Source organism: Pseudomonas sp. MWU13-3659 (assembly GCF_023757525.1).
Taxonomy (GTDB): Bacteria; Pseudomonadota; Gammaproteobacteria; order Pseudomonadales; family Pseudomonadaceae; genus Aquipseudomonas; species Aquipseudomonas entomophila_E.
Window position 1 is genome coordinate 83,289 of the sequence record NZ_JAMSHW010000020.1, and the last position, 6,761, is coordinate 90,049.

8 protein-coding genes are annotated in these 6,761 nt (G+C 60.9%); 4 read left to right on the forward strand and 4 right to left on the reverse strand.

Features of this window, described 5'->3' with window-relative positions; translation table 11 throughout:
- Window positions 1–15: 15 nt before the first annotated feature.
- Window positions 16–351 carry a Grx4 family monothiol glutaredoxin gene (gene grxD, locus NGM28_RS21205; RefSeq protein ID WP_011532518.1) on the forward strand — a complete coding sequence of 112 codons (336 nt, stop codon included), beginning with the start codon at window positions 16–18 and terminating at the stop codon, window positions 349–351.
- A gap of 169 nt (window positions 352–520) precedes the next feature.
- Here the strand turns inward: grxD and bfr are convergent, their stop codons facing one another.
- On the reverse strand, window positions 521–994 hold the full coding sequence (gene bfr, locus NGM28_RS21210) for a bacterioferritin (RefSeq protein WP_011532519.1): 474 nt from the start codon (window positions 992–994) through the stop codon (window positions 521–523).
- A gap of 202 nt (window positions 995–1,196) precedes the next feature.
- Window positions 1,197–1,418 carry a bacterioferritin-associated ferredoxin gene (locus NGM28_RS21215; protein WP_011532520.1) on the reverse strand — a complete coding sequence of 74 codons (222 nt, stop codon included), beginning with the start codon at window positions 1,416–1,418 and terminating at the stop codon, window positions 1,197–1,199.
- Between the two features lie 213 nt (window positions 1,419–1,631).
- Here NGM28_RS21215 and NGM28_RS21220 point away from each other — a divergent pair, with 213 nt between their 5' ends.
- On the forward strand, window positions 1,632–2,234 hold the full coding sequence (locus tag NGM28_RS21220; protein ID WP_009684560.1) for a peroxiredoxin: 603 nt from the start codon (window positions 1,632–1,634) through the stop codon (window positions 2,232–2,234).
- Between the two features lie 138 nt (window positions 2,235–2,372).
- On the opposite strand, the gene rnt is transcribed toward NGM28_RS21220, so the two are convergent.
- Together rnt and pyrC are read right to left on the reverse strand one after the other, a co-directional pair.
- Entirely contained in the window at window positions 2,373–2,984 is a 612-nt protein-coding gene (gene rnt / locus NGM28_RS21225) for a ribonuclease T (protein ID WP_275679263.1), read from the reverse strand.
- 59 nt (window positions 2,985–3,043) lie between these two features.
- A complete protein-coding gene (gene pyrC / locus NGM28_RS21230) occupies window positions 3,044–4,090 on the reverse strand; it encodes a dihydroorotase (RefSeq protein WP_240064710.1) in 1,047 nt (348 codons plus the stop codon).
- Window positions 4,091–4,220: 130 nt separating this feature from the next.
- Between pyrC and NGM28_RS21235 the strand changes: the two genes are divergently transcribed.
- Both NGM28_RS21235 and NGM28_RS21240 read left to right on the forward strand, forming a co-directional pair.
- Window positions 4,221–5,198: a flagellar protein MotY gene (locus tag NGM28_RS21235; RefSeq protein WP_252091309.1), complete on the forward strand. Its 978-nt coding sequence runs from the start codon at window positions 4,221–4,223 to the stop codon at window positions 5,196–5,198.
- Window positions 5,199–5,326: 128 nt separating this feature from the next.
- Window positions 5,327–6,544, forward strand: a complete 1,218-nt coding sequence (locus NGM28_RS21240; RefSeq protein ID WP_252091310.1) for an argininosuccinate synthase — start codon at window positions 5,327–5,329, stop codon at window positions 6,542–6,544.
- Window positions 6,545–6,761 lie beyond the last annotated feature (217 nt).

Below are 6,761 nucleotides of genomic sequence, written 5' to 3' on the forward strand. Positions count from 1 at the left end.
CAGCCGAGGTGCTTCATGGATATCATCGAAACAATCAAAGAGCAGATCGCCAACAACACCATTCTGCTTTACATGAAAGGCTCGCCGAATGCGCCGCAGTGCGGCTTCTCGGCCAAGGCGGCGCAAGCTGTGATGGGTTGTGGCGAGAAGTTCGCCTACGTCGACATCCTGCAGAACCCGGAAATCCGCGCCAACCTGCCCAAGTACGCCAACTGGCCGACCTTCCCGCAACTGTGGGTCGCCGGTGAGCTGGTCGGCGGCAGCGACATCATGAGCGAGATGTTCGCCAACGGCGAGCTGCAGACCCTGATCAAGGAAGCTGCCGCCAAGGCCAAGGCTTCCGAGGCCTGATCCGGTCCTTGCATGCAAAAAGCCCCGCGATTGCGGGGCTTTTTGTTTTCTGAACCGATTCGGCACGTGCTTCTGTAGGAGCGGCTTTAGCCGCGATCACCCACAAAGCGGGTGCCAGGCCCCGCGTTGCCTTCATCGCGGCTAAAGCCGCTCCTACTGACGCGTGGGCTTACTCTTCACCCATCTGCGACTGCAGGTAGTTCTCGATGCCGATCTTGTCGATCAGGCCCAGCTGAGTTTCCAGCCAGTCGATGTGTTCTTCCTCGGACTCGAGGATGTCTTCGAGCAGCTCACGGGAGCCAAAGTCACCCACGGTCTCGCAATGGGCGATGGCGGCCTTGAGGTCGGCGTGACCCTTTTTCTCGATCTTCAGGTCGCACTCGAGCATCTCTTTGGTGTGCTCGCCGATCAACAGCTTGCCCAGGTCCTGGACGTTGGGGATGCCTTCGAGGAAAAGAATACGCTTGATCAGTTTGTCAGCGTGCTTCATCTCGTCGATGGATTCCTTGTACTCGTGCTTGCCGAGTTTGTTCAGGCCCCAATCTTCGTACATGCGGGCATGCAGGAAGTACTGGTTGATTGCGACCAGCTCGTTTCCGAGGATCTTGTTGAGATGCTGGATGACGCTTACGTCGCCTTTCATGATGGGGTCCTGCCCTGTGGAAGTTGAGCCAATGCATACAAGTTTGAGCCTGGCTACCCCTTGTGTCAAACCTAAGTTATTGAATAATAAGTGAAAATTAATCGGAATAAGAATGTTTGTGAACCGCGTTATGGCGCTAACTTATTGAATTGCAGGCATAAAAAAACCGGACGCGAGGTCCGGTTCTTCAAAATCTGATTCGTTACGCCGCGTTGAATTCAACGGGGTAGGGCAGCACGGCCTGTTGGCTGAGTTGCAGCTCGGTCAGGGTTTCGCGCACCACCTGCTTGGCGAGGCAGGCGCACTTGCCACATTGGCTGGCGACATTGGTGGCGGCTCGAACTTCCTTGTAGCTGCAGCATCCTTCGTAGATCGCATCGCGGATCTGTCCGTCGGTGACACCGACACAAAGACACACATACATAAGGGCTAACCATAACGGGTTGAGTCGATGGGTTGGAGAGTAATGGTAATGAGAATGCTTGTCAAAGCACTTTCTGGAAGGGCCGTCCTTGAGCGACCGGTGGTAGAGATTCGGCCTGTCACCCTAAGCCGTGTATGATGGTCGGCCTTTGTCGGATTCCGGGTGGGCAGGTCTCGTCCGGACAAGGTTTTACCCCTCATCAGGAGAAATCGAATGAGTGTACTCGTAGGCAAAAAAGCCCCTGACTTCACCGTACCGGCCGTGCTGGGCAACGGCGAGATCGTCGACAGCTTCAACCTGGCCTCGGCCATCAAGGGCAAGTACGGCCTGGTGTTCTTCTACCCGCTGGACTTCACCTTCGTCTGCCCGTCCGAGCTGATCGCCCTGGACCACCGCATCCCTGACTTCCAGGCGCGCAACGTGGAAGTGATCGGTGTGTCGATCGACTCGCACTTCACCCACAACGCCTGGCGTAACACCCCGGTCAACAACGGCGGCATCGGCCAGGTCAAGTACACCCTGGCGGCCGACATGACCCACGAAATCTGCAAGGCCTACGACGTCGAGTCCGAAGGCGGCGTGGCTTTCCGTGGTGCCTTCCTGATCGACACCAACGGTGTGGTCCGTTCGCAGATCGTCAACGACCTGCCGCTGGGTCGCAACATGGACGAGCTGCTGCGTCTGGTCGACGCCCTGCAATTCCACGAAGAGCACGGCGAAGTCTGCCCGGCCAACTGGAAGAAAGGCGACAAGGGCATGAACGCTTCGCCGGAAGGTGTCGCGGCTTACCTGAGCGAGAACGCTGGCAAGCTGTAATTGCCACGCGAAAAAAAACCGGCCCTGGTGGCCGGTTTTTTTGTTTCAAGCTTCAAGCTTCAAGCTGTAAGCGACAAGAAAGAAGTAGAGCGCATATCGCCCGCTTTTCCTTGTCGCTTGAAGCTTGTAGCTTGCAGCTCAATCGTTGAAATCGCGCCAGCCGCCCATCTCTTTCCAGCGGTTGACGATGCCGCAGAACAGCTCGGCGGTCTTCTCGGTGTCGTAACGTGCCGAGTGGGCCTCACGACCATCAAAGTCGATGTCCGCGCTCTGGCAGGCTCGTGCCAGTACGGTCTGACCATAGGCCAGGCCGGCGAGGGTGGCCGTGTCGAAGCTGGAGAATGGGTGGAACGGGTTGCGCTTGATGTCGTTGCGCGCCACTGCGGCGTTGAGGAAACCCAGGTCGAAGCTGCTGTTATGCCCGACCAGGATCGCCCGCTTGCAGCCGTTGGCTTTCAAGGCCTTGCGCACACCACGGAAGATATCGGTGAGCGCGCTTTCCTCGCTTACCGCCATGCGCAGCGGGTGGTCCAGCTTGATGCCGGTGAACTCCAGCGCGGCCGCTTCGATGTTGGCCCCTTCGAACGGTTCGACCCGATAGAAGTAGGTGTGCTCGGGGAACAGGAAGCCTTTCTCGTCCATGCCGATGGTCACGGCAGCGATTTCCAGCAGCGCGTCGGTGGCGCTGTTGAAACCGCCGGTCTCGACATCCACCACTACCGGCAGGTAGCCGCGGAAGCGCTCAGCCATGGGGTGGCGCGAGCCACTGCTGACTGGGTTGTCCTGGTCGTCTTCGTAGAGGTCTTCGCTCACGCGTTATCCTCCAGCAGTCGCCAGCGCAGCTTTTCACCGGCGCGCAGCGGAATCACGGTGTTGTCGCCGAATGGCAGGCTGTCGGGCGCGGTCCACTCGTCACGCACCAGGGTGATCGTGTCGGTGTTGCGCGGCAGGCCGTAGAAGTCCGGGCCGTGCTTGCTGGCGAAGCCTTCGAGCTTGTCCAGCGCGTTGCGCTGCTCGAACGCCTCGGCGTACAGCTCGATGGCGGCATAGGCGGTGTAGCAACCGGCGCAGCCGCAGGCGGCTTCCTTGGCGTGCTTGGCGTGGGGCGCCGAGTCGGTGCCGAGGAAGAACTTCGGATTGCCGCTGGTGGCTGCGTCCAGCAGCGCCACCTGATGGGTGTTGCGCTTGAGGATGGGCAGGCAATAGAAGTGCGGGCGGATGCCGCCGACCAGCATGTGATTGCGGTTGTACAGCAGGTGTTGGGCGGTGATGGTCGCGCCGACGTTGGCCGAGGCCTCGGTGACGAACTGGGCCGCATCGGCGGTGGTGATGTGCTCGAACACCACTTTCAGTGTCGGAAAGCGTTCCACCAGGCGACGCATATGTTCGTCGATGAAGCGCTTCTCGCGGTCGAACACGTCGATCTCGCTGCGTGTCACTTCACCGTGCACCAGCAGCGGCAGGCCGGTCTCGGCCAAGGCCTCGATCGCCGGGAAAATGTTGTCGATGCTGGTCACGCCCGAGTCGGAGTTGGTGGTGGCGCCTGCCGGATAGAGCTTGGCGGCATGCACGAAACCACTGGCCTTGGCCGCGCGGATATCCTCGGGGCTGGTGCGGTCGGTAAGGTAGAGCACCATCAGCGGCTCGAAGCGGCTGCCGGCCGGGCGCGCGGCGAGGATACGCTCGCGGTAGGCGCCGGCTTCCACGGCATTGCGTACCGGCGGCACGAGATTGGGCATGATGATGGCGCGGGCGAAGGTGCGCGCCACGTCGCCGACGGTATGTTGCAGGACGGCACCATCGCGCAGATGGATGTGCCAGTCGTCGGGGCGCAGGAGGGTCAGGCGATCGGACATTGGGGATTCCAGGCGGGTCGAACTCAGAAGCCAATCCTACCGGAAAACCCCTGTTCAAGCACGGCTATCAAGTTTTCCGACGAGCGACCGATAGCCTTGAGGTAAGCCGTCAGAATCTGTGGAGCCGCCCGTGCGCCAGCGTTACCTAGCCCTGTTCACCCTCGTCGCCAGCTTGCCGGCCGGGGCCCTGACCTTCCAGACTCGCGTGGAGAACGTCGCCTGGAAAGTCGAGGGAGACCAGTTCGAGTGTCGCCTGATCCAACCGATCGACGGCTTCGGCAGCGGTGAATTCGTGCGCCGCGCCGGCGAGCAGCCGACCTTCCAACTGCGTTCGGACAGCAACGTGCTGGGCGCCGGCTCCGCCACCCTGCTGGCGGCGGCGGCACCTTGGCAACCTGGGCGCGGCGACGTGAACCTGGGGGCCGTGCGCATGGCTCGCAGCGGAGTGTTGTTCACTTCGTCCCAGGGCCAGGCGAGCCGTTTGATCAATGGCCTGCTCGATGGTCGTAGCACGGTGGTGCGCAACTATACCGGCGAAGGTGGTCGGCCGATGGAAGTACACGTGCTGCCCGTGAGTTTCACCAAGGCCTATGGTGACTACCAGGCATGCGCCACGAAACTGTTGCCGATGAACTTCGACCAGATCCGCCAGACCCAGGTCGGCTTCCCTGGCGCAGGCATCGAGCTCGACGCCTCGGGGCGCGCGCGGCTGGACGTGATTCTCGATTACCTGAAGGCCGACCCGTCGGTCAATCACATCGAGCTCGACGGCCATTCCGACAACAGCGGCAATCGCCTGACCAACCGCGACACCTCCCGCCGCCGTGCCCTGGCAGTGGCCGAGTACCTGAAGGCCCATGGCGTGCCAGAAGACCAGATCACCGTGCGCTTCCATGGTGAGCGCTATCCTCTGGCAAAGAACAACAGTGCCGCCAACCGTGCGCGCAACCGCCGAGTGAATATCCAGCTAGACCGCGTGACCCCGGTTGAGAAACCCGTGGAAAGGCCAGCTGCACCTGTGGTGCCGGCCGCGGCTGCACCCGTTCCGGCCGCACCTTCCGCTCCAGCCGAAGTCCCCGTGAAACCTGCGTCCGCCACCAAGGCCTGAGTGCGACCACGGGTCGCGCCCTCGACAGTTACTGTCGCTTTGTCGTCACAAGCTGTCGCCCCATTGTAAATTTTTCGGCAACGCCGGTAGAATCAACGCCTTTCCGTACAATCCCGTGGAGTGATGGCATGGCGGACGTAAAAAAGGTCGTATTGGCGTATTCCGGCGGCCTTGATACTTCGGTGATTCTCAAGTGGCTGCAGGACACCTACAACTGTGAAGTGGTGACCTTCACCGCTGACCTGGGGCAGGGCGAGGAGGTCGAACCGGCCCGCGCCAAGGCCCAGGCGATGGGCGTGAAAGAGATCTACATCGACGACCTGCGCGAAGAGTTCGTGCGTGACTTCGTCTTCCCGATGTTCCGCGCCAACACCGTCTACGAAGGCGAGTACCTGCTGGGTACCTCCATCGCCCGTCCGCTGATTGCCAAGCGTCTGATCGAGATCGCCAACGAAACCGGCGCCGACGCCATTTCCCACGGTGCGACCGGCAAGGGTAACGACCAGGTGCGTTTCGAGCTGGGCGCCTACGCGCTCAAGCCTGGTGTCAAGGTCATCGCCCCGTGGCGCGAGTGGGACTTGCTGTCCCGCGAAAAACTGATGGACTACGCCGAAAAGCACGGCATCCCGATCGAGCGCCACGGCAAGAAGAAATCGCCGTACTCGATGGACGCCAACCTGCTGCACATCTCCTACGAAGGCGGTGTCCTGGAAGATACCTGGACCGAGCACGAGGAAGACATGTGGCGTTGGAGCGTCTCTCCGGAGAACGCCCCGGACCAGGCCACCTACATCGAACTGACCTACCGCAACGGTGACATCGTCGCCATCGACGGCGTCGAGAAATCCCCTGCCACCGTGCTTGCCGACCTGAACCGCATCGGCGGTGCCAATGGCATCGGCCGCCTGGACATCGTCGAGAACCGTTACGTCGGCATGAAGTCCCGCGGCTGCTACGAGACCCCGGGCGGCACCATCATGCTCAAGGCCCACCGCGCCATCGAGTCGATCACCCTGGACCGCGAAGTCGCTCACCTGAAGGATGAGCTGATGCCGAAGTACGCCAGCCTGATCTACACCGGCTACTGGTGGAGCCCTGAGCGCCTGATGCTGCAGCAGATGATCGATGCTTCGCAGGTCAATGTGAACGGTGTCGTCCGCCTGAAACTGTACAAGGGCAACGTAACTGTTGTCGGCCGCAAGTCCTACGATTCGTTGTTCGACGCCAATATCGCGACCTTCGAGGAAGATGGCGGCGCCTACAACCAGGCAGACGCGGCTGGCTTCATCAAGTTGAACGCACTGCGCATGCGTATCGCCGCCAACAAGGGCCGTTCGCTGCTCTGAGTTCGGATGGTAATGAAAAACCCGGCCTTGGCCGGGTTTTTTGTTGCCTGTTGCTCAGGGGGGTTGATGATTGTTCGGGGGCGTTTCGGCATTGCCCTGCATGGGGCTGACCTTGAACTGGATGCAGGTGCGTGTATCCAGGTTGTACAGGGTCCAGCGCCGGGTCGCTCGAACCGGGCGATTGATCAGGCGCAGTACCTGGTTCTCGATCAGCTGA